Source organism: Variovorax glucosi (assembly GCF_051216695.1).
GTDB lineage: Bacteria > Pseudomonadota > Gammaproteobacteria > Burkholderiales > Burkholderiaceae_C > Variovorax.
Window position 1 is genome coordinate 85,535 of record NZ_JBPJZE010000003.1, and the last position, 21,278, is coordinate 106,812.

General features: G+C 65.6%; 18 protein-coding genes. 5 read left to right on the forward strand and 13 right to left on the reverse strand.

Features of this window, described 5'->3' with window-relative positions; genetic code table 11:
- Window positions 1–28 precede the first annotated feature (28 nt).
- The 5 genes from ACSFA3_RS15160 to ACSFA3_RS15180 form a co-directional block, all read right to left on the reverse strand.
- Window positions 29–955 carry a carbohydrate kinase family protein gene (locus ACSFA3_RS15160; protein WP_435506312.1) on the reverse strand — a complete coding sequence of 309 codons (927 nt, stop codon included), beginning with the start codon at window positions 953–955 and terminating at the stop codon, window positions 29–31.
- Between the two features lie 50 nt (window positions 956–1,005).
- Window positions 1,006–1,959, reverse strand: coding sequence for an ABC transporter substrate-binding protein (locus tag ACSFA3_RS15165; RefSeq protein WP_435506313.1), 954 nt, complete (start codon window positions 1,957–1,959; stop codon window positions 1,006–1,008).
- 63 nt (window positions 1,960–2,022) lie between these two features.
- The gene (locus ACSFA3_RS15170; RefSeq protein WP_435506314.1) at window positions 2,023–3,021 is read right to left on the reverse strand and encodes an ABC transporter permease subunit; all 999 of its coding nucleotides are present in this window, start codon (window positions 3,019–3,021) and stop codon (window positions 2,023–2,025) included.
- Window positions 3,022–3,052: 31 nt separating this feature from the next.
- Window positions 3,053–4,624, reverse strand: a complete 1,572-nt coding sequence (locus ACSFA3_RS15175) for a sugar ABC transporter ATP-binding protein (RefSeq protein WP_435506315.1) — start codon at window positions 4,622–4,624, stop codon at window positions 3,053–3,055.
- Complete coding sequence (locus ACSFA3_RS15180) at window positions 4,617–5,861, reverse strand: ROK family protein (RefSeq protein ID WP_435506316.1); 1,245 nt, start codon at window positions 5,859–5,861, stop codon at window positions 4,617–4,619. The genes ACSFA3_RS15175 and ACSFA3_RS15180 overlap by 8 nt, the downstream gene beginning before the upstream one ends.
- Before the next feature lie 178 nt (window positions 5,862–6,039).
- Between ACSFA3_RS15180 and glgX the strand changes: the two genes are divergently transcribed.
- The 4 genes from glgX to ACSFA3_RS15200 are packed head-to-tail and all read left to right on the forward strand — an operon-like array spanning window position 6,040 to window position 13,490.
- Window positions 6,040–8,094: a glycogen debranching protein GlgX gene (gene glgX / locus ACSFA3_RS15185; protein WP_435506317.1), complete on the forward strand. Its 2,055-nt coding sequence runs from the start codon at window positions 6,040–6,042 to the stop codon at window positions 8,092–8,094.
- Between the two features lie 38 nt (window positions 8,095–8,132).
- Window positions 8,133–9,461, forward strand: coding sequence for a glucose-1-phosphate adenylyltransferase (gene glgC, locus ACSFA3_RS15190; protein WP_435506318.1), 1,329 nt, complete (start codon window positions 8,133–8,135; stop codon window positions 9,459–9,461).
- A gap of 8 nt (window positions 9,462–9,469) precedes the next feature.
- Window positions 9,470–10,942 carry a glycogen synthase GlgA gene (gene glgA / locus ACSFA3_RS15195; RefSeq protein WP_435506319.1) on the forward strand — a complete coding sequence of 491 codons (1,473 nt, stop codon included), beginning with the start codon at window positions 9,470–9,472 and terminating at the stop codon, window positions 10,940–10,942.
- A 52-nt stretch (window positions 10,943–10,994) separates the two neighbouring features.
- Window positions 10,995–13,490: a glycogen/starch/alpha-glucan phosphorylase gene (locus tag ACSFA3_RS15200; RefSeq protein WP_435506320.1), complete on the forward strand. Its 2,496-nt coding sequence runs from the start codon at window positions 10,995–10,997 to the stop codon at window positions 13,488–13,490.
- Between the two features lie 106 nt (window positions 13,491–13,596).
- Here ACSFA3_RS15200 and ACSFA3_RS15205 read toward each other — a convergent pair whose 3' ends face one another.
- From ACSFA3_RS15205 to ACSFA3_RS15220, 4 genes are read right to left on the reverse strand one after another with little or no spacing between them, the layout of a single operon-like run.
- A complete protein-coding gene (locus ACSFA3_RS15205; RefSeq protein WP_435506321.1) occupies window positions 13,597–14,067 on the reverse strand; it encodes an ExbD/TolR family protein in 471 nt (156 codons plus the stop codon).
- Between the two features lie 3 nt (window positions 14,068–14,070).
- Window positions 14,071–14,814, reverse strand: a complete 744-nt coding sequence (locus tag ACSFA3_RS15210; protein ID WP_435506322.1) for a MotA/TolQ/ExbB proton channel family protein — start codon at window positions 14,812–14,814, stop codon at window positions 14,071–14,073.
- Window positions 14,811–15,635, reverse strand: coding sequence for a 4-hydroxy-tetrahydrodipicolinate reductase (dapB, locus tag ACSFA3_RS15215; RefSeq protein WP_435506323.1), 825 nt, complete (start codon window positions 15,633–15,635; stop codon window positions 14,811–14,813). Before dapB ends, ACSFA3_RS15210 begins: the two co-directional genes overlap by 4 nt.
- The gene (locus ACSFA3_RS15220; protein WP_435506324.1) at window positions 15,635–16,183 is read right to left on the reverse strand and encodes an outer membrane protein assembly factor BamE; all 549 of its coding nucleotides are present in this window, start codon (window positions 16,181–16,183) and stop codon (window positions 15,635–15,637) included. Before ACSFA3_RS15220 ends, dapB begins: the two co-directional genes overlap by 1 nt.
- A gap of 87 nt (window positions 16,184–16,270) precedes the next feature.
- On the opposite strand from ACSFA3_RS15220, the gene fur reads away from it, so the two are divergent.
- Window positions 16,271–16,690 (forward strand): ferric iron uptake transcriptional regulator, encoded by a 420-nt coding sequence (gene fur, locus ACSFA3_RS15225; protein ID WP_435506325.1) that lies wholly within the window; start codon window positions 16,271–16,273, stop codon window positions 16,688–16,690.
- Between the two features lie 52 nt (window positions 16,691–16,742).
- Here fur and hprK read toward each other — a convergent pair whose 3' ends face one another.
- The 4 genes from hprK to ACSFA3_RS15245 all read right to left on the reverse strand — a co-directional run bounded on the left by hprK (window position 16,743) and on the right by ACSFA3_RS15245 (window position 21,123).
- Complete coding sequence (hprK, locus tag ACSFA3_RS15230) at window positions 16,743–17,699, reverse strand: HPr(Ser) kinase/phosphatase (protein WP_435506326.1); 957 nt, start codon at window positions 17,697–17,699, stop codon at window positions 16,743–16,745.
- A 22-nt stretch (window positions 17,700–17,721) separates the two neighbouring features.
- Entirely contained in the window at window positions 17,722–18,189 is a 468-nt protein-coding gene (locus ACSFA3_RS15235; protein WP_435506327.1) for a PTS sugar transporter subunit IIA, read from the reverse strand.
- Between the two features lie 105 nt (window positions 18,190–18,294).
- Complete coding sequence (hpf, locus tag ACSFA3_RS15240) at window positions 18,295–18,624, reverse strand: ribosome hibernation-promoting factor, HPF/YfiA family (RefSeq protein ID WP_435506328.1); 330 nt, start codon at window positions 18,622–18,624, stop codon at window positions 18,295–18,297.
- Between the two features lie 360 nt (window positions 18,625–18,984).
- Window positions 18,985–21,123, reverse strand: a complete 2,139-nt coding sequence (locus tag ACSFA3_RS15245; protein WP_435506329.1) for an ATP-dependent helicase — start codon at window positions 21,121–21,123, stop codon at window positions 18,985–18,987.
- Between the last annotated feature and the right edge of the window lie 155 nt (window positions 21,124–21,278).

Here is a 21,278-nt window from a genome sequence, read left to right on the forward strand (position 1 = left end):
AAAGCCGATTATCGCGGCTCGGCCCGGCTCAATCCACCTCGTTGCGCCTCGGCATGTCGGCACCGCGCCGCGAACAGGTGATCGCGGCTGCCCTCGCTGCAAAGTCGAGCATCTCCGCCATGCGGGCCGTATCCATCACGCCTAGCGATGCCGCGTCGAGCGAGCCATGCTCCTCCAGCCAGCACAACAGCGCCGCCTGGAAGGTGTCGCCGGCGCCGACGGTATCGACCACCTGCACCTTCGGCGAGCCCGAGTCGGCCTGCCCGGACGCCGTCCACGCGGTCGCGCCCTCGCCGCCGCGGGTGACGACCACCATCGCCGCGCCCTGCGCCAGCCAGCGCGACGCGACCTGCGCCGGCGTTTCTTCCGGATACAGAAGCGTCAGGTCTTCGTCGCTGGTCTTCATGAGATGGACGACTTCGGCCATGCCGGCGACCACCGTCCGCCAGCGCTGCACGTCGGGCTCGACGTTGAGACGCACGTTCAGGTCGTAGGCGATCAGTCGACGGCTGCGCTCGCTGGCCGCCAGCATCCGCAACGCGCTGCCGACGGGTTCGACCACCATCGCATAGGAGCCGAACTGCAGCGCACGTGCCTGCGGCGGCAGCACAGGCAGGTTGTCCGCCGTGATCTGCCGGTCGGCCGCGCCGGTGCCGTGGAAGGCATAGCGCGGCACGCCAAGCGCATCGACGCTGACCACGCTCAGCGTCGTCGGCGCGTCGCTTCGCACGATCAGCGACAGGTCGACGCCCTCGGTCCGCAGCGATGCCAGCAGCCGCTCGCCGAAAGCATCCGTCGACAGGCCGGCCAGGAAGGCGACCGGCTGGCCCAGGCGCGCCAGGCCCTGCGCCACGTTCAGCGGCGATCCGCCGATGCGCGCGTCCAGCTGCAGCCCCACTGGCGTGGCTTCGCCCACATAAACATCCATCAGCGCTTCGCCGCAGACCACGAACATGGAAGGCTCCCCGATTTTTGACTTTGACTCGCTCATCGCAACGACCGGTTTCAGCGCGCAGCCGCCCAGCCCTTGTAGTCCTTGACGTTGGCGCGCGTGATCAGCGTCGACGGCAGCAGCACCATCGGTTGCGCCGGCGGCTTGCCGTTGAGCACGTCCTGGGCGATCTCGACCGCCTTCTGCGCGATCGCGAACGGATCCTGGCTCGCGGACGCCTGCACCTGCGTGTCGGACTTGAGCGCGCCTTCGATGTCGGGTGCGCCGTCGACCGAGGCGATGACGATGTTCTTGCGGTTCAGCTGACGGGCGGCGAGATCGGTGCCGATGGCCTGCGGGTCGTTGATGGTGAACACCGCGTCGATCTTCGGGAAGCGCGTGAGATGGTTCTGCATCACGTTCAGGCCGCCTTCGCGCGAGCCCTTGGCATCCTGGTCGTCCGACAGCACCTTGATGTCCGGGTTCTTCTTGAACACCGACTTGCAGCCGTTCACGCGGTCGATCACGGCCGACACCTGTGGGCCGTTCTGGATGATCACGTTGCCCTTGCCGCCGAGCTTCTCGACGATGAACTGGCAGGCGATCTCGCCGGCCTGCACGTTGTTGGTCTGCACCGCCGCATCGGCGCCGCTGGCCGCCACGTCGACACCGACCACCGCGATGCCGGCCTTCTTGGCCTTGGCTATCGCCGGCGCGATGGCTTTCGCGTCGACCGCGTTCACCAGGATCATGTCGACGCCCGAGGCGATGAAGCTGTCGATCTGCGAGAACTGCTTGCCCAGGTCGTAGTCGGCCGAAAGCGCCGTGACCTTGGCTGCGGGATTGATCTGCTTGACCTTGGCCTCGGCGCCTTTTGCGAGCGACACGAAGAACGGATTACCGAGCGAGCCGAGCGTAATGCCGACGCTCTTGATCTGGCGGGCCTGCTGGGCCTGCGCCATCGGCGTTGCAAGGGGAGTTGCGAGGGCGGCCGCGACGACGGCGAGTGCGATGAGGGATTTGCGCATTTTGGATGTCTCCTGACGATGAAATGAAGCGAATTACTTGACTGAATCTGCCTGGGGGTGTGCCTATGTTCTTGCGGAATCCTTGCGGCGATAGCGGTCCAGAGCGACGGCGCCGATGATCACCAGGCCCTTGATGATGTATTGCCAGATGTCGGAAACACCCGTCAGGATCAGCCCGTTGGTCAGCACCGCAATGATCAGCGCGCCGATCAGCGTGCCCAGGATCGAGCCGGTACCGCCGACGAAGCTCGTGCCGCCCAGGATCACTGCCGCGATGGCGTCGAGCTCATACGAAGCACCCAGCTGCAGCCCGTTCGCCGCATAGAGCCGCGCCGACGCCATCACGCCGCCCAGCCCGGCCAGCAGGCCCGAAGTCGCATAGACGAACAGCAGCACCGCCCAGACCTTGATGCCGGCCAGACGCGCCGCTTCCGGGTTGCCGCCGACCGAGTAGATGTTGAGCCCCAGCACCGTCCGGCGCAGGATGAACCACGAGAACGCCACCACCGCGAAGGCGATGATCACCAGCCACGGCACGCCTAGCACCTCGGCGTTGCCGATGAAGGCGAAAGGCAGCTCGGGGTTGAACACCGTGGCGTCGTTCGCCAGCAACCGCGCGATGCCGCGCACCGCCGTCAGCGAGCCGAGCGTCACGATGAACGCCGGCAGCTTCACGAAGGCGATCAGCACGCCGTTGATCAGCCCGAAGAGCAGGCCGCAGGCCATGCCGCCGACGATGCCGAGCATGCCGAATTCGGGAATCTTCGACACCAGCATCGCGACCACGGCCGATGCGGCCAGGATCGAGCCGACCGACAGGTCGATGCCGGCCGTAAGAATTACGAAGGTCATGCCGGTGGCCAGCACGATGTTGATCGATGCCTGCTGCGTCATGATCGACAGGTTCTGCAGGCTGAAGAAGTTCTCGCTCGCCAGGCTGAAGCCGATGCACAGCAGCACCAGCACCGGCAGCATGCCGAGCGTGCGGATCAGTTCCTTGGCCGTGGGGCGCGGCGCAGCCGACAGCGGAGCCGTCTGGAGGGTGGGGTTCGGATTGCTCATGGTGGGTCTCTCTTTATGGGACTCGGGGTTTTCAGTGCAACGCCGGCACCGCGCCGATGGCGCCGGTCGCTCCGGTCGCCAGCGCGACGATGTTTTCCTGCGTCATGGCGCGACCGCTGTCGCCGCCCACTTCGCCGACCAGCCGGCCTTCGCGCATCACCATCACGCGGTCGCAGATGCCGACCACTTCGGCCAGCTCGCTGGAAATCACCAGCACCGCGACGCCGCGGCGCGCGAGTTCGTCGATCAGCCGGTAGATCTCGCTCTTGGCGCCGATGTCCACGCCGCGCGTCGGCTCGTCGAGGATCAGCACGCGGGGGCCGAGTTCGAGCAGCCGCGCAATCAGCACCTTCTGCTGGTTGCCGCCGGAAAGCGATCCGACGTTCACGCGCGGCGAAGCGACGCGGATCGACAGCTGCCTGATCGCATCCTTCGCGCGCTGCAATGCCCGGCCGCCGTCCATCACGCCGCCGGCGCGGGCGTCGCGTGGGCAGACCATCACGTTGATGTTGTCGCGCACCGACAGGTCGAGGAACAGGCCCTGGCCCTTGCGGTCTTCGGTCAGGTAGAGGATGCCGCTGCGCATCGCGTCCGCCGGCTTGCGGATGTCGAGCTCGGTGCCCTTGCCGTTGAGCAGCACGTTGCCGGTCAGGCGCTCATCGGCGCCGAAGATCAGGCGCGCGAGCTCGGTACGGCCCGCGCCGACCAGCCCGGCCAGCCCCAGCACTTCGCCCGCATGCAGCTCGAAGCTGCAGTCGTGCACCCGCCGGCCATCGCCCATGTTGCTGACGCTCAGCGCCTTCTCGCCGGTGCGATGGCCCAGGCCTTCCTTGCGATAGAAGCCCGACAGGTCGCGCCCCACCATCATCTTCACCAGCTTGTCGCGCGTGAGTTCGGCGCGGTCCAGCGTGCCGACGTAGCTGCCGTCGCGCAGAACCGTCACCTCGTCGGCCAGCTCGTCGATCTCGTCCATGCGATGGCTGATGTACAGAATCGCCAGGCCTTCGTCGCGCAGCCGCTTGATCAGCACGAACAGCCGGTCGGTCTCGTGCGTGGAGAGCGGCGTGGTCGGCTCGTCCATGACCAGGATGCGGCAGTCGAACTGCACCGCGCGCGCGATCTCCACCAGCTGGCGCTGCGCGATCGACAGCGTCGAAACCACGGTCGTCGGACCGAAATCCGCACCCAGCCGCTGCAGCGTGCCCGCGCAGGCAGCCGTCATCCCGGCCCGATCGACCATGCCGCTGCGGCGCAGCGCCCGGCCCATGAAGATGTTCTCGGCCACGCTGAGGTTCGGCGCCAGGCTCAGCTCCTGGTAGATCACCGACACGCCCAGGTTCTTCGCGGCGATCGGCCCGTCGATGTTCACGCGCTCGCCGTCGATCAGGATCTGAGCACCGGCGTCCGGCATGTACGCGCCGGAGAGGATCTTCATCAGCGTCGACTTGCCGGCGCCGTTCTCGCCCATCAGCGCGTGCACCCGGCCGGCGTTGGCCTTCAGGCGCACATCCTGCAGCGCGCGTACGCCGGGAAAGGTCTTTGAAATGCCGCGCAACTCGAGCAGCGGCGGCGTCAGGTCCGGAATTTCCGGGTGTTCAGACATGGAGGTCCTCCAGCGTCGGGCGATGCGAACGGCCGCGCAGCACATCGGCGCGCGGCGAAAAGTTGAAGAACATCGGCAGGCTGGCCGCTCCGACGGCCCCGGCGTCGGCGCGGAAACTGCCGCGCAGCAGCCGCGGCGTCTGGCGCGATTCGGGCGCGATCAGCCGCAGGCCGACGTCGATGCGCTGGATCAGCCGGTCGATCAGCCCGGCGTCGATGTCGCTGTCGATCACGACGGCCGGCAGGTCGAGCACCGCCAGCGTCGCGCGCACCGACACCACCAGCGCGTCGACGCAGTCGTCCATCCACTCGTCGACTTCGGGGCGTCCGGCCCTGACGCTGGCTTCGAGGTCGGCGTGATTGCGTGCCGGAATGCCGTGATGCCGCAGATGGCGCGCGAGCGAATTGAGAGAGGCGCGCGCCAGCAGGATGTCCCAGCGGCGTTCGATCGTCGGTGCCGACGCCAGCGTGCTGCGCGGCACCGGCATCAGCCCGAGATCGGCCGCATTGCCGCTCGCGCCGCGCAGGCTTTCACCGCCCATCACCGCACCGGCGCCGAGCGCCGAGCCGAGGAAGATGTAGAGAAAATCGCTCTCTTCGCGGCCGACGCCGAAGAACAGTTCGGCGATCGCGGCCGCATTGCCGTCGTTTTCCTTGAATACGGGCTGCTCGATCGCCTGTTCGAGCATCGCGCCGAAATCGACGTCGTCCCAGATGCGGAAATCCGCTTTCAGGTCGAGCTCGCGCAGCCAGCTGCCCAGGTTGTAAGGCTGCGCCAGGCCGACGCCCATGAAACGCCGGCGCTGCGCGCTGTCGAGCGTCGCCATCATGCGGATCACGTCCTTGCGCACCAGCGCCAGCGCCTGGTCGGGATGCGGGAGAAGCTGGTCGTGCGATTCGCGGGCCAGGATGCGGCCGCCCAGGTCGATCAGGACGGTTTCGATGCGGGTCCGGTCGAGCCGCACGCCGATGCCGTAAGCACCGTCCGGATTGATGCGATAGAGCCCCGCCGGCTGGCCGCGCTGACCTTCCTGGCGTTTGCCGGCGAGTTCGATCAGCCGCGACTCCTCCAGCGATTGCACGATGCTGCCCACCGCCGTATTCGTGAGCTGCGCCCAGCGCGCCAGATCGGCCTTCGACGCTTCACCTGCGCGGCGCAGCCGCTGCAGCAACATGCGCTCGTTGTAGAGGCGCAGATTGACGGAGTTGGTACCCCTTCCGGGGCCGGCGGATGTCACTGATGTCTTCCGTTCTATTAATTAATTCAAGTTGAATAAATAATAAAAGGAAGTCTTTATCGTTCATGTCGGGGTTTTCCCCGAAAGGTTCTGCAACAATTCGTATCCGCAAAACGAGCGCTGGGATTGGGCCCGGATTTCGCATGCCACAATGAATTTGCAGCGAAAACAAGACACCATGCTGATCGACGGCCTCCCTTTCCCACTCGGTGCCACCGCTTCTACGGCAGGGATCAATTTCGCCCTTGCCGCGCCTCGCGCCACAGGTGTCGATCTGTGCATATTCGACGGCAGCGGCAGCCATGAACAGCAACGTCTTGCGTTGCCGCGCTGCACGGACGGCGTCTGGCACGGCCAGTTCCCGGGCGCCAAACCCGGTCTGGTGTATGGATACCGCGTGCACGGGGCCTGGGCGCCGCATGACGGCCAGCGCTTCAACCCGGCCAAGATCGTGCTCGATCCGTATGCGCGCGAGATCGTCGGCACCTACGACGGCAGCGATCTTTTCCTCGGCCACGTTCCCGGCCAACCTGAACGGCGCGACGCGCGAGACAACGCAGCGGTTGCGCTGAAGGCACGGGTCGCGGGACCCTCCACGCAGCCGTTTTCCGCTGCACGCCCGCGCATCGCCGCCAGCGACCGCGTGATCTACGAGACGCATGTCCGCGGCCAGACGAAACGGCATCCCGGTGTTCCCGAAGCGCTGCGCGGCACCTATGCCGGACTGGCCGAGCCAGTCGTTCTCGATGGATTGCAGCGCCTGGGCATCACCACGCTGAGCCTGCTGCCGGTTCAGCACCGCGCCGACGAGGAACGCCTGCTGAAGATGGGCCTTTCGAATTACTGGGGCTACACCACCATCGGCTGGTTCGCGCCCGAACGCCGCTACTGGAGCGACCGCGCCGGCACCACGCCGGCGAGCGAGTTCCGCTCGCTGGCCGACGCCGTGCACGCGCGCGGCATGGAACTGGTGATCGACGTGGTCTACAACCACAGCGCCGAAACCGACGAACTCGGTCCGACGCTTTCGATGCGCGGCATCGACAACGCGCTCTACTACCACCTGTGCGCCGACGACCGCGCCCGCTACGAGAACTGGAGCGGCTGCGGCAACTGCCTGAATTTCGCCGAGCCGCGCGTCGTCCAGCTTGCCACCGACAGTTTGCGCCACTGGATCACCGAACTCGGCGTCGACGGTTTCCGGTTCGACCTGGCGCCCGAACTGGCGCGCCGCGAAGGCGGCGAATTCGATCCGCGCGCGCCCTTCCTCGCCGCCGTCGCGCAGGATCCGGTGCTGTCGCGCGCCCTGCTGATCGCCGAACCGTGGGACATCGGTCCCGGCGGCTATCGGCTGGGCGGCTTTCCGGCCGGCTGGCTCGAATGGAACGACCGCTACCGCGACGCGCAGCGCGGCTTCTGGCTCGACCACGGCACCGGGCCGGGCGAATTCGCGCACCGCTTCGCCGGTTCCAGTGGCGAATTCCAGCACGGCGGCCGTGCGCCGACAGCCAGCGTCAACTTCATCAGCGCGCACGACGGCTTCACGCTGCGCGACCTGGTCAGTCACGAGCACCGGCACAACGAAGCGAACGGCGAAAACAACCGCGACGGCAGCAGCAACAACCTGAGCCGCAACTGCGGCGTCGAGGGCGCGACCGACGACGCAGCCGTTCTGGCCCGCCGCGCGCGTCTGCAGCGCGTGCTGCTCGGTACGCTGCTGCTGTCGCAAGGTACGCCCATGCTGCTGGCCGGCGACGAGATCGGCCACAGCCAGCAAGGCAACAACAACGCCTACTGCCAGGACAATGAAACGACCTGGCTGGACTGGGACAGCGCCGATTCGGGATTGCAGCGCTACGTCGAGCGGCTGCTCGCGCTGCGCCGGGAAGCCGCGCCGCTGCGCAGCACACGCTGGTGGCCGGCAACGCCGGACCGCCCGACCGACTCCACGCTGCGCTGGCTGGTGCCGGACGGCATCGACATGCAGCCGGAAGACTGGACGCGTCGCGGTCGGCCCGCACTCGCGATTCTTTTCGACGCCCCGCAGGGCGAGGTGGCATGGCTCGTGCTGATCAATGCCGATGCGCATGCCGGCGACGGCGCTGTCGAATTCACGTTGCCGCCGGGTCGGTGGCAACTGGAGATCGCCAGCGGCGAGGAAGCTCCGAGACAGCTCGGTGCCGTGGAGACGCTGCAACCTGCGAGCCTCTGGCTGGCCCGACGAACAGCATGAACAGCATGAGAACCAACGAAGACAACCAGGAGACAAAAATGAGCACGCCCAACCAGCAACAACAACAACAACCCCTGCAGGCCCACCAGCTGGTCCGACGCACCATCGCGCTGGTTCTCGCCGGCGGCCGGGGTTCGCGACTGAAGCAGCTGACCGACCGGCGCGCCAAGCCCGCCGTGTATTTCGGCGGCAAGTTCCGCATCATCGATTTCGCGCTGTCGAACTGCCTCAATTCGGGCATCCGGCGCATGGCCGTCGTCACGCAATACAAGTCGCATTCGCTGATGCGCCATCTGCAGCGCGGCTGGAGCTTCCTGCGCGCAGAGCTCAACGAGATGGTCGACGTTCTGCCGGCGCAGCAGCGCGTGGGCGACGAGCACTGGTATCGCGGCACGGCCGACGCCGTATTCCAGAACCTCGACATCCTGCAGACCCGCTCGACCAAGCACGACTACGTCGTGGTGCTGGCCGGCGATCACATCTACAAGATGGACTACTCGATCATGGTGAAAGACCATGCCGAGCGCGGCATGGGTTGCACCGTCGGCTGCATCGAGGTGCCGCGCATGGAAGCGACCGCCTTCGGCGTGATGGCCATCGACGACGACCGCCGCATCACCGCCTTTCTGGAGAAGCCGGCCGACCCGCCGGCGATGCCCGGCCATCCGGACGTCGCACTGGCCAGCATGGGCATCTACGTCTTCGATTCGAAATACCTCTACAAGCTGCTCGAAGACGATGCACTCGACCCGAACTCGGACCACGATTTCGGCAAGGACATCATTCCGCGAGCCGTCGCCGAGGGCCGTGCACTGGCGCATCCGTTCAGCATGTCCTGCGTGACGCGCGGCCAGCGCGGCCCCGACACCGCCGCCTACTGGCGCGACGTGGGCACGATTGATGCATTCTGGGCGGCCAACCTCGACCTCGCGTCGGTCACCCCGGAACTCGACATCTATGACACCGACTGGCCCATCTGGACGTACCAGCGGCAGCTGCCGCCGGCCAAGTTCGTGGTCGACCGCAACGGCAACAACGGCATGACGGTCAACACCATCGTCTCGGGCGGCTGCATCGTCTCGGGTTCCAAGGTGAAAGACTCGGTGCTGTTCTCAGGCGTCCGGATCCATTCGTTCTGCGAAGTGCTCGAAGCGGTGCTGCTGCCGGATGTCGAGGTCGGTCGCGGCGCGCGGCTGTCGAAAGTGGTGGTCGATCGCGGCTGCGTGATTCCGGACGGCCTGGTCGTCGGCGAGGACGCAGCAGCCGACGCCGCGCGCTTCGAGCGCACCGAGACCGGCGTGGTGCTGATCACCCGCGAAATGCTGCAACGGCTCGCGCCCGAAGCGTCGCAAGTCGCCACGCACTGACAGCTGCGATGCGCGTACTCCAGGTCAGTGCAGAGCTTTTCCCCCTTCTGAAAACCGGCGGGCTGGCGGATGTCGCGGGTGCGCTGCCCCCGGCTCTGGAAGATGTCGGGCAGGACGTACGCGTGCTGCTGCCGGGATTTCCGGCGATCCTTGCCGGCCTGAAAGATTCTGTCGAAATAGCAGCGATCGAAGCGCCCTGGGGTGGACGCGCCTCGCTGATGCGTGGGCGCATCGAGACCGATACCGAAACGCCGTTTCACGCCTATGTGATCGATGCGCCAGCGCTCTACGACCGTCCCGGCAATCCCTACGAGGATGCCACGCGCCAGCCGTACGGCGACAACCACCGACGCTTTGCGATGCTCGGCTGGGTCGCCACTCGAATCGCACAGGGCCTGGACCCGGCATGGCGACCCGAAGTGGTGCACGCGCACGACTGGCATGCGGGTCTGGCACCGGCGTACATGGCTTTCGCCGACTGGCAGGGCGCGCCACGCGCCGCGAGCGTCTTCACGGTGCACAACCTGGCTTACCAGGGCGTCTTCCAGCAGCAGGACTTTGACGGCCTCGGCCTGCCGGATGCCGCCTTCCAGATGCAGGGACTGGAGTACTACGGCCAGCTCTCCTTCATGAAAGCCGGCCTGTACTACGCCGATCGCCTCACGACCGTCAGCCCGACCTACGCTCGCGAGATCCAGACGCCGGAACAGGGCTACGGACTCGACGGCCTGCTGCGCAGCCGCGCCGATGTACTCGACGGCATCCTGAACGGCGTCGACGGCGGCGTCTGGAATCCGGGCACCGATTCGCTGCTGCCGCATCCGTACGACGTGCGCCGCCCCGGCGGCAAGGCGCTGTGCAAGGCGTCGCTGCAGCAGGAACTCGGCCTCGCCAGCGAGCCCGACGCGCCGCTGTTCGTCATGGTCAGCCGGCTGGCCGAGCAGAAGGGCCCGCATCTGGTGCTCGACGGCCTCGATACGCTCGTCGCCCAGGGCGGTCAGATCGCGCTGCTCGGCAGCGGCGACCGCTGGCTCGAGGACGCATTTCGCGATCGCGCCGCCGCAGCACCGCAATCGGTCAGCGCGACCATCGGCTACAACGAGCGGTTCGCGCACCGGCTCTTCGGCGCCGGCGACGTCACGCTGGTGCCGTCGATGTACGAACCCTGCGGGCTGACACAAATGTACGGACTCAAGTACGGTAGCCTGCCGCTGGTGCACCACGTCGGCGGCCTGGCCGATACCGTCGTCGACTGCAGCCTCGAGAACATCGCCGACGGCAGCGCCAACGGCTTCGTGTTCGACGGTTTCGATTCACCGGGCTTTGCGCGCGCCGTTCGGCGCGCCATCGCCCTCTACCGACGACCGGCCGACTGGCGTCGCGTGCGGGCCGGCGCGATGCGTCAGTCCGCCGACTGGCGGGCTGCTGCGTTGCAGTACGTCGCCACCTACGAAAAGGCGCTGGCCGCGGCCAGCGCCTGAGACGAGATTTCTTTTCAATCAGATTTTCTTCCCCTAACGAGCCATCACGCCCATGACGATCGAAGACTTTGCCTACGACCATCCCGACCGTGACGTTGCCGCCTTCAAGCGCGCCGTGGCGAACAAGCTCATCTACGCCGTCGGCAAGGACCCGGTCGCGGCCAGTCCCGACGACTGGCTGAACGCCACCTCGATGGCGGTGCGCGATCAGCTGGTCGAGCGCTGGATGGCGACCACGCGGGCCAGCTACAAGCAGGACCTGAAGCGTGTCTATTACATGTCGATGGAATTCCTCATCGGCCGGACCTTCACCAACGCTCTGCTCGCGCTGGACATGCACGACACCGTCAAGCAGGCGCTGGCCGACTTCGGCGTCGACATCGCGCAGCTAGGCGAACGCGAGCCCGACGCGGCGCTGGGCAACGGCGGCCTCGGTCGACTCGCGGCCTGTTTTCTCGACTCGATGGCGACGCTCGGCGTGCCGGGTTTCGGCTACGGCATCCGCTATGAGTACGGCATGTTCCGCCAGAAGATCGTCGACGGCCAGCAGGTCGAGACGCCCGATTACTGGCTCACGCGCGGCAATCCGTGGGAGTTCCAGCGGCCCGAAGTGACCTACCGCGTGCGCTTCGGCGGCCACGTGCAGCGCCGCGAGACCTCGCGCGACGGCAAGCAGCCGCCGTACGGCGCCGCCGACTGGGTCGACACCCACGACGTGCTCGCGATGGCCTACGACACCATCATCCCCGGCTACGGAACGCAGGCGACCAACACGCTGCGCCTGTGGTCCGCCCGCGCGACCGAGGAAATCGACCTGTCGGCCTTCAACCGCGGCAACTACATGCAGGCGGTCGAGAGCAAGAACCATTCGGAGAATGTTTCGCGCGTGCTCTACCCGGACGACTCCACGCCGTCCGGCCGCGAACTGCGCCTGCACCAGGAATACTTCTTCGTCAGCGCCAGCGTGCAGGATCTGCTGCGCCGCTACCTGCGCACGCACGACACCTTCGACAACCTGCCCGACCGCGTCAGCATCCACCTGAACGACACGCACCCGGTCCTGGCCGTGCCGGAAATGATGCGACTGCTGCTCGACGAGCACGGCCTGGACTGGGACACCGCCTGGGCGCACACGCAGAAGGTGTTCAGCTACACCAACCACACGCTGATGCACGAGGCGCTGGAAACCTGGCCGGTCGAGATGATGAGCCGCATCCTGCCGCGCCATCTGCAGATCGTCTATGACATGAACTCGCGCTTCCTGAGTTCTGTGACCGAGAAACTCGGCAACGACGTCGAACTGCTGCGTCGCCTGTCGCTGGTCGACGAAACCGGCGAGCGTCGCGTGCGCATGGCTTATGTCGCAGTCCTGGCGAGCCATTCGATCAACGGCGTCTCGGGCCTGCATTCGGAGCTGATGACGCAGTCGATCTTTGCGGATTTCTTCAAGATCTTCCCGGAGCGCTTCAACAACAAGACCAACGGCGTCACGCCACGCCGCTGGCTGGCGCAGGCCAATCCACCGCTCGCCGCGCTGCTCGACCACCGCATCGGGCGCGGCTGGCGGCGCGACCTGACGCAGCTCGAAGCGCTGCGGCCGATGGCGACGCAGGCGCCGTTCGTGCGCGCTTTCCGCCATGCCAAGCGCGAGAACAAGCTGCGGCTGGCCAACTGGATCGAGCAGAACATGAACATCGTCGTCGACACCGACGCCATGTTCGACGTGCAGGTCAAGCGCATCCACGAATACAAGCGCCAGCTGATGAACGTGCTGCACGTGGTGTCGCGCTACCAGAAGATCATCGCCGCGCACGATGCCGGCAAGCCGATCGACCTGGTGCCGCGGGTGGTGGTGTTCGCAGGCAAGGCGGCGTCGGCGTATCACGCGGCAAAACTGGTGATCCGGCTCATCAACGACGTGGCGACCGTGATCAATGCCGATCCGCGCGTCGGCAAGCTGCTGAAGGTCGTGTTTTTGCCGAACTACAGCGTTAGCCTGGCGGAAATCATCATGCCGGCAGCCGACCTGTCAGAGCAGATCTCCACTGCCGGCACCGAGGCGTCGGGCACCGGCAACATGAAGTTCGCGCTCAACGGCGCACTCACCATCGGCACGCTTGACGGCGCCAATGTCGAGATGAAGGACAACGTCGGCGACGACAACATCTTCATCTTCGGCAACACGACGCCCGAAGTCGCGGAGATCCGAGCCAAGGGCTACCAGCCGCGCCACTACTACGACTCGAATCCGGAATTGCAAGGCGTGCTCGACGCCATCCGCGACGGCATGTTCTCGCCAGGCGAGCCGGCGCGCTACCAGGGAATCTTCGACACGCTGGTGAACTGGGGCGACCAGTACCTGCTGCTGGCCGATTTCGCGAGCTATGTCGAGACGCAGGCCAGGGTCGACACGCTGTACCGCGATGCCGATGCCTGGACGCACAAGGCGATCCTGAACGTGGCGGGCATGGGCGCTTTCTCGTCGGACCGGACGATCGCGGAGTACGCGCACCAGATCTGGAAAACGAAACCCGTCATGTTGAGCTGACCCCCAGGCTTGCCCAATTCGTGTGGCAGCGCCAACCCCCGTCCCGGGGGCAACACCAGCGGCCGGGCAAAGCCCGTTCCGCGGTGTCTCGCGAAGGGGCCGTCGGTTACTTGGCGGGTGCTGCGGGCGGGGCTTCGGTCACGAAGCCGATGCGGCTGAGGCCTGCCTTGTTGGCGATGCCCATGAGTTCGACGACTTTGCCGTAGGGTACGGTTCGGTCGGCGCGGAGCTGGATTTCGGTTTCGCGGCTGGCTGAGGCAACTGCGACGAGGCGCGATGGCAGGTCGGCTTCGGACAGCGGCTGGCCGTCGACGAAGAGCTTTCCGTCGGCATCGATCGCCAGACTCACGAACTTCGGTATTTCAGCCGACTTGCCGGCATCTGTACGCGGCAGGTCGAGGCGGATCGCGCTCGCCATCAGCGGCGCGGTGACGATGAAGATCACCACCAGCACCAGCATCACGTCGACCAGCGGCGTCACGTTGATGTCCGACATCGGACGCTGGCCACCGGAACCGGTCGAACGTCCGCCAGTGGCGCCGGCGCCTGAACCGAGGGACGTACGGCCGAATGCCATGGCCTAGACCGGCATCGCGCGTGCGGGCGGCAGCCGCGACTCTTGCGATGCGTCGCCGGTGCCGGTGCCGCCGAAAACGCCCAGCAGGTCGTGCGCGAAGCCTTCGAGTTCCGCCTCGATGCGCCCGATCACGCGACCGAACACGTTGTAGGCGAGCACCGCCGGAATCGCCACCGCCAGACCCAGCGCCGTCATCACCAGCGCCTCGCCAACCGGGCCGGCTACTTTGTCTATCGTGAAACCGCCAATCTGTCCTGCACCGGCGATGCCGGCAAGCGCGCCGTGGATGCCCCAGACCGTGCCGAGCAGGCCGACGAAGGGAGCGGTAGCGCCGACTGTGGCGAGAAGAATCTGACCGGCCTGCAAGCGTCGAAGCGCCGAGTGCAACGCATCGCGCAGCACGCGCGTCAGCTGCTGGCTGCGATCTCCGGCGCTGTCGAGCGTGGCCGGCGCAGTCGATGCGCCAGACCCCACACCATGCGATTTCGCCACAAGCCGCTGAAGCGCTGCCACCGCAGGACCAACCAGCTGCGTACGATCGAAGGCCCGAACGCTGAGCTCCGCATCAGCCAGCGTCGGCGACTGCCAGAACGCCGCAATGCTGCGCAGGACGCTGCGCGTGCCGCCGCGCAAAAGCCATGCTTTCCAGAGAATGACGACCCAGCTCGCCACCGACATCGCCAGCAGCAATGCCGCCACCGCGCGACTCACGCCGTCGCCCTGGGCCAGCAACTGCAGGAAGCTCATGCGAGGTCTTGCAAACCCAGCACGTCGAACATGTCGAATAGCCCCGATTCCTGTGTCGCCAGGAAACGCGCGGCACGCAGGCTTCCCTGCGCGTAGGTGGCACGGCTGGACGATTTGTGCGTGATCTCGATGCGCTCGCCGGTGCCCGCGAAAAGCACGGTGTGGTCGCCGACGATGTCGCCGCCACGGATCGTCGCGAAGCCGATCGACGACGGATCGCGCTCGCCGGTGACGCCCTCGCGCGCGTAGACGGCGCAATCCTTGAGGTCGCGGCCCAGCGCGTCAGCGATGACTTCGCCCATCTTCAGCGCGGTGCCGGAAGGCGCATCGACCTTGTGGCGGTGATGCGCCTCGATGATTTCGATGTCGTAGCCGGTCGACAGCGCCTTGGCCGCCATTTCAAGCAGCTTGAACGTCACGTTGACGCCGACGCTCATGTTCGGCGCCATGACGATGGCGATGTCCTTGGCGAATCCGGCGATTTCGGCCTTCTGCGCATCGCTGAAGCCCGTGGTGCCAATGACGACCTTCACGCCCAGCTCTCGGCATACCGCCAGATGCGCCATCGTGCCTTCAGGACGGGTGAAGTCGATCAGTACCTGCGCGTCTTTCAGGCCCGCGCGCAGGTCCAAAACGATCTGTACGCCGCTCGCCGCACCGAGAAAGGCTGCGGCATCGGTCCCCAGCGCGTCGTTTTCGGCTCGGTCCAGGGCACCGGCCAGCGTGCAGTCTTCGGCGTTGTGGATCGCCTCGATCAGCATGCGGCCCATGCGACCGGAGGCGCCCGCGACGGCGACGCGGTGGAGCGGTTGCGTCGTCATCACTTGGATTCGAGCGGCGGATAGCTCGGCGGCAGCGGCGCGAGCGGTGCGGGCGCAACGCCGGCCTTGGCGTCTTTTGCCGGCGCGACCTTGTCGAGCTGCTCCGGCGATGCCTGCAGCAGCGGCACCTTGCCGGTGTGCTTGCGCGCATCGAGGCGGGCGACGAATTCCTGTTCGCTGGGCATTTCGTCGCCCTGGAAACGCTCGAGCAGTTCGCCCTTGAAGAACAACGTCAGGCGGCGCTGCTGCGGCTCGACACCCTGGCGGCGGATGGTGAAGACATAGTCCCAGCGATCGGCGTGGAAGACATCGGTCAGCAGCGAAGTGCCGAGCAGCTCGCGTACCTGCTGCTTCGACTGGCCGGCCTTGAGCATGTCGACCTGCTCCCTGGACACGAAATTGCCCTGGACGATTTCGACTTTGTAGGGCGTGACGGCGTCAAGGGCGCCGCGCGTGCGCTCGGTGACGCTGCTGCAGCCACCCACGAAAAGCGTGGCGCCGACAGCGGCGACAAGCAACCACAGGCGGCTTCGGTGTATGGCAAACATAGGGAAAGAGGGTAGCGATATGATCAAACCATTGTAGCGGCTGGCCCCCCGAGGCCCTGCCTGCACGGCAGGCGCAGGAAAAGACCCATGGGCAATATCGACGAACTCAAAAACACCGGCCTCAAGGCCACATTGCCGCGTCTGAAGATCCTCGAGATCTTCCAGACCGGAACCCAGCGCCACATGACCGCCGAAGACGTCTTCCGCGTTCTCCTGAACGAGCGCTCAGACATCGGCCTGGCCACCGTCTACCGTGTTCTCACGCAGTTCGAACAGGCAGGCATCCTCGAGCGCAGCCATTTCGAAAGCGGAAAGGCGGTCTACGAGCTCAACGAAGGTACGCACCACGACCACCTGATCTGCACCTCGTGCGGCAAGGTCGAGGAGTTCTACGATGCGGAAATCGAACGCCGCCAGCAGATGATCGCCAAGGACAAGGGCTGGATCATGCAGGATCACGCGATGTCGTTGTACGGCCTGTGCGGCGAATGCGCGAGCCGGCGCTGAGCGCCTGATCGGGCGCGCCGGCAACCTCTCCTGGCCGGCATCAGTCTGGACACTAGTCCGGCGAGCCGCTGTCCATTGCCTTGTGGTGACGCGCCACGAAGTCGGCATAGGTGTCGATTCCGCGCAGCTGGAGGATCGAGTTGCGCACCGCCGCCTCGACCAGCACTGCGATATTTCGTCCTGCGACCACCTGGATGATCACCTTGCGCACCGGAATACCCAGTACGTCCTGCGTCAGAGGCGCTGCGGGCATGCGCTCGTAGTCGCGCTCGAAGCTGTCGCGACGCACCAGGTGCACGATCAGCTTGAGCCGCATCTTCCGGCGCACCGCCGTCTCGCCGAAGATCGCCCGGATGTCCAGCAGGCCGATACCGCGCACTTCCAGCAGGTTCTGCAGGAGCTCGGGACAGCGGCCCTCGATGGTGTTCTGGTTGATGCGGAACAGGTCGACCGCGTCGTCCGCGACCAGGCCGTTGCCGCGCGAGATCAGTTCCAGTCCGAGTTCGCTTTTTCCGAGTCCCGATTCGCCGGTGATCATCACGCCCAGCCCCAGGATGTCCATGAAGACGCCGTGCATCGACGTGCGCTCGGCGAAATGCTTGGACAGGTAGGCGCGCAGCAGATCGATCACGAAGGCAGAGCCTTCGCGCGTCGCGAACAGCGGCAGTTGCGCGCGCTCGCAGATCGCCAGCAATTCGTCGGGCGCGGCCTGACCATCGGCCAGCACCAGCATCGGCGGTTCCAGCGTCACGATGCGCGCGATGCGGCGGGCGCAGTCTTCCGGCGTGCCGCGCGAAAGGTAGGCGACTTCACGCGCGCCGAGGATTTGCACCCGATACGGGTGGATGTAGTTGAGATAGCCGACCAGATCGGCCGCGGACTGCGCCCGGCTGATGACCTCGACATCGAACTGCCGCTCGGACGCGCCCAAGCCCGCAAGCCACTCCCAGCGGAGCGAACTGCGGAATTCCTCGAACATCGCGTCGGCGCTGATCACCGTCGGCTTCATTCGCGCTGGGAAAAGTGGATGTTCAGGCCACCTGCGCCGATTGCCAGCCGGCAATCAGGGCATGCAGCGCCGCGGCGTCGGTGCTCGACTTGATCTGCTCGCGCAAGGCGGCGTCGCTGAGCAGTTCGGCGATTTCGGAGAGGATTTCGAGATGCTTCTGCGTCGCCGCTTCAGGCACCAGAAGAAAGATCAGCAACACGACCGGCTGCTCGTCCGGCGCATCGAAACCGATCGGATCGGCCAGCTGAAAAACGGCAGCCATTGGTGCCTTCATGCCCTTGATGCGGCCATGAGGAATCGCGACACCGTGACCGAGCCCTGTCGAGCCGAGGCGCTCTCGAGCGAAAAGACTGTCTGTGATCAATGCCCGACCCAGGCCGTGCAGATTCTCGAACAACAGACCTGCTTCTTCGAAAGCACGTTTTTTGCTCGTGGCATCGACGCTCACGAGAACTTGAGCGGGAGGCAGGATGGACGCGAGGCGATTCATGGTGAGGGCGGGACGGGGGCGATTATGCACCCGCGCGGCAAAAAGCAAAGGGCCACACGAAGGTGGCCCGCAAGGGTGTTTGCCCGAATGGGGTTTACGAGTTGCTCACATCAGGCGCTTGGGCGCCGCGTGGTGGTGATCCTGCAGTCGATCCTTGTGGCGGACGACCTGACGGTCCAGCTTGTCGACGAGATCATCGACAGCAGCATATAGATCAGCGTGGCTCGATTCCGCGAACAGATCGCTTCCCTTGACGTGAATGTTGCATTCGGCCTTTTGTCGGCCTTCCTTTTCCTTTTGCTTTTCCACCGTGAGGATCACCTTCACATCGACGACCTGGTCGAAGTGGCGTGTGATCCGGTCCAACTTGGTGGTGACGTAACTGCGCAGGGCGGGGGAAACATCGAGGTGATGGCCGCTGATCGTCAAATTCATAAATGACCTCCTGGAATTGACGGTTGGGAAAAGACCGCTTCCCCGGGCGGGGTCGCAGTCGGCTTGGGGAAAGTGATAGAAGGGCGGATAGAAAAAGATAGAAAGGCTTTTGCCGGTGCGATGGAATAACTATGCACAAGCTGTCACCGTATTGCAACCGGACAAGGGCAGGGAATGAAAACGAAATGAATGTTCAGTTTTTTGCAGATGCAAACAGCTATCCATTCCATAGCAGCAACCCCACGAGAGGCAACGATCGCGACGGCCTTTAATACGAAAGACCACTGTCAACAACATCACGTTTCGACCCTCTCGATCGGAGGGACGAACGACCGTCGAAGCCGGTCGAGCACGGTACTTTCAACGCCAGTTGGCGCGCATCCGGCTCAGAAGATCGATGGTCGCCGCTGGCGCGGGCACGCTGGGCGCACGCACGGGAGGCGGCGGCCAGGTGACATGCTCGAAACGGGCTGCGTCCGCCTCCGTGATGAAGCGGCTTCGGCCTGCGTAAACGTGCCGGTCGCCACGTGCTGCCTGTTGCGTGACGTAGAAGCGCTGCGGCACCAGCACATGCAGATGGTCGCGCGCACGGGTCATCGCGACATACAACAGCCGCCGCTCTTCCTCCAGCTCCTGCGCGCCCTGAGCCACATCGGCAGGCAGGCAGCCGTCGACCACGTTGAGCACGTGCACCGAAGTCCATTCCTGGCCTTTCGAGGAATGGATGGTCGACAGGATCAGATAGTCCTCGTCGAGCAGCGGAGGGCCGGCGCGATCGCTGGTCGCCTCGGGAGGGTCGAGCGTGAGTTCGGTCAGAAAGCGCTCCCGCGAACCGTAGCCCGTCGCCAGACGCGCGAGTTGCTCGACATCGCCGCGTCGCACACCGGCGTCGTCGTGCAGCCGCTCCAGATGCGGCAGATACCAGCGCAAAGCCAGCTCCATGTCTGCCGGCCAGGCCAGCCCCGGCGTGCGCAGGGAAGCGTAGATGTCGGCGAAGCGAGCCCATTCGACGTGGGCCGATGTCGGCGGTACGAAAGATGCCACGGCGGCTGCCGGATCGGCGGCCACGTCCATCGCGTCCAGCAGCCGCGTGGCCGTCGCCGGTCCGATACCGGGGATCAGCTGCGTGACGCGAAATCCGGCCATTCGACCGCGGGGGTTCTCGGCAAAACGCAGCACGGCCAGCAGATCCTTGACGTGAGCCGCTTCCAGGAATTTGAGACCGCCGTATTTCACGAAAGGAATGTTGCGTCGCGCCAGTTCGAGCTCCAGTGCGGCGCTGTGATACGACGTGCGAAACAACACCGCCTGCGACTTCAGCGCCAGGCCGCCTTCACGATGTTCGAGCACCTTGTCCGCAACCCATTGCGCCTGTTGCGCCTCGTCGGGAACAAGCACCAGCTGGGGCCGACCGGCGGACGGCTTGTCGGTCCAGAGCGTTTTGGCATGGCGCTCGGTCGCGGCGGCGATGACCGCGTTCGACACATCGAGGATCGGTTGCGTCGATCGGTAATTGCGCTCCAGCGTGACGATGCGCGTCCCGACAGACGCCGGGCCTCCGGGCGTCGGCCGCACGAACTGCTCGGGAAAGTCGAGGATGTTGCGAACCGTGGCGCCGCGAAACGAGTAGATCGACTGTGCGTCGTCGCCGACCACGGTCAGCCCGCGGCCATCCGGCTTCATCGCCGTCAGGATCGAAGCCTGAAGCCGGTTGGTGTCCTGGTATTCGTCGACCAGCACATGGTCGAAGCGATCGCCGACCTGCGCGGCAAGCGCCGGCTCGGCCACCATGCCGGCCCAGTACAGCAGCAGGTCGTCGTAGTCGAGCACGTTCTGCTGCTGCTTGGCCTCGACGTACGCGCCGAACAGCCGCTTCAGCTCCTTCGCCCATTCGGCACACCACGGAAACGAATGCTTGAGCACATCGGCCAGCGGCGCGCAGGTATTGACCACGCGCGAATAGATCGACAGACACGTGCCTTTCTGCGGAAAGCGGCGCGTGGTGCCCGACAGACCGATGTCGTGCCGCACCATGCCCATCAGGTCTTCCGCGTCGCCACGGTCGTGGATGGTGAAGTTTTCTTTCAGGCCAATCTGCGCCGCGTACTCGCGCAGCAAGCGTGCGCCGATGCCATGGAAAGTGCCGGCCCAAGGGAGCGACGGCGCGGCGTCGGAGCGCAAATCGAGCACGCGCGCTGCGACCTGGCCGGCGCGGCGTTCCATCTCCTGCGCGGCGCGGCGCGAAAACGTCAGCAGCAGGATGCGCTGCGGATCGGCGCCGCGCGCGATCAGGTACGCGACGCGGTGCGCAAGGGTGCTGGTCTTGCCGGAGCCGGCGCCGGCGATGACCAGCAGCGGCCGCGTGTCGACCGGCTCGCCCGCCGCCGCCACACCGACGCCGTGTTCGACCGCCGCACGCTGCTCGTCGTTAAGACCGGCGAGCGCAGCTACCAGCCGCGTGGTCTGATCGTTTGAAACGAGGGGTTCGACGGTCTGCATGGAGACCCGACTCTACTGTATATCCGTCCAGTCCGACGCAGAGCTGTCACAGGGTGGAGTGCCATAATCGCGGGTCGCTGCAACCGGAGATTCCTGCGTGGAAACCTGTCCGTCTTGGCAGCTTTCAATGCCCGTCTGACCGTCGTCGGCGGAGG

Coding starts and splice junctions, on each gene's coding strand:
- ACSFA3_RS15220 (WP_435506324.1), bottom strand. CDS start 16,183: ATGTTTGCCATACACCGAAGCCGCCTGTGGTTGCTTGTCGCCGCTGTC.
- dapB (WP_435506323.1), bottom strand. CDS start 15,635: ATGACGACGCAACCGCTCCACCGCGTCGCCGTCGCGGGCGCCTCCGGT.
- ACSFA3_RS15200 (WP_435506320.1), top strand. CDS start 10,995: ATGACGATCGAAGACTTTGCCTACGACCATCCCGACCGTGACGTTGCC.
- glgA (WP_435506319.1), top strand. CDS start 9,470: ATGCGCGTACTCCAGGTCAGTGCAGAGCTTTTCCCCCTTCTGAAAACC.
- ACSFA3_RS15170 (WP_435506314.1), bottom strand. CDS start 3,021: ATGAGCAATCCGAACCCCACCCTCCAGACGGCTCCGCTGTCGGCTGCG.
- ACSFA3_RS15165 (WP_435506313.1), bottom strand. CDS start 1,959: ATGCGCAAATCCCTCATCGCACTCGCCGTCGTCGCGGCCGCCCTCGCA.
- hprK (WP_435506326.1), bottom strand. CDS start 17,699: ATGAAGCCGACGGTGATCAGCGCCGACGCGATGTTCGAGGAATTCCGC.
- glgX (WP_435506317.1), top strand. CDS start 6,040: ATGCTGATCGACGGCCTCCCTTTCCCACTCGGTGCCACCGCTTCTACG.
- ACSFA3_RS15205 (WP_435506321.1), bottom strand. CDS start 14,067: ATGGCATTCGGCCGTACGTCCCTCGGTTCAGGCGCCGGCGCCACTGGC.
- ACSFA3_RS15245 (WP_435506329.1), bottom strand. CDS start 21,123: ATGCAGACCGTCGAACCCCTCGTTTCAAACGATCAGACCACGCGGCTG.
- fur (WP_435506325.1), top strand. CDS start 16,271: ATGGGCAATATCGACGAACTCAAAAACACCGGCCTCAAGGCCACATTG.
- ACSFA3_RS15210 (WP_435506322.1), bottom strand. CDS start 14,814: ATGAGCTTCCTGCAGTTGCTGGCCCAGGGCGACGGCGTGAGTCGCGCG.
- glgC (WP_435506318.1), top strand. CDS start 8,133: ATGAGCACGCCCAACCAGCAACAACAACAACAACCCCTGCAGGCCCAC.
- ACSFA3_RS15235 (WP_435506327.1), bottom strand. CDS start 18,189: ATGAATCGCCTCGCGTCCATCCTGCCTCCCGCTCAAGTTCTCGTGAGC.
- ACSFA3_RS15160 (WP_435506312.1), bottom strand. CDS start 955: ATGTTCGTGGTCTGCGGCGAAGCGCTGATGGATGTTTATGTGGGCGAA.
- hpf (WP_435506328.1), bottom strand. CDS start 18,624: ATGAATTTGACGATCAGCGGCCATCACCTCGATGTTTCCCCCGCCCTG.
- ACSFA3_RS15175 (WP_435506315.1), bottom strand. CDS start 4,624: ATGTCTGAACACCCGGAAATTCCGGACCTGACGCCGCCGCTGCTCGAG.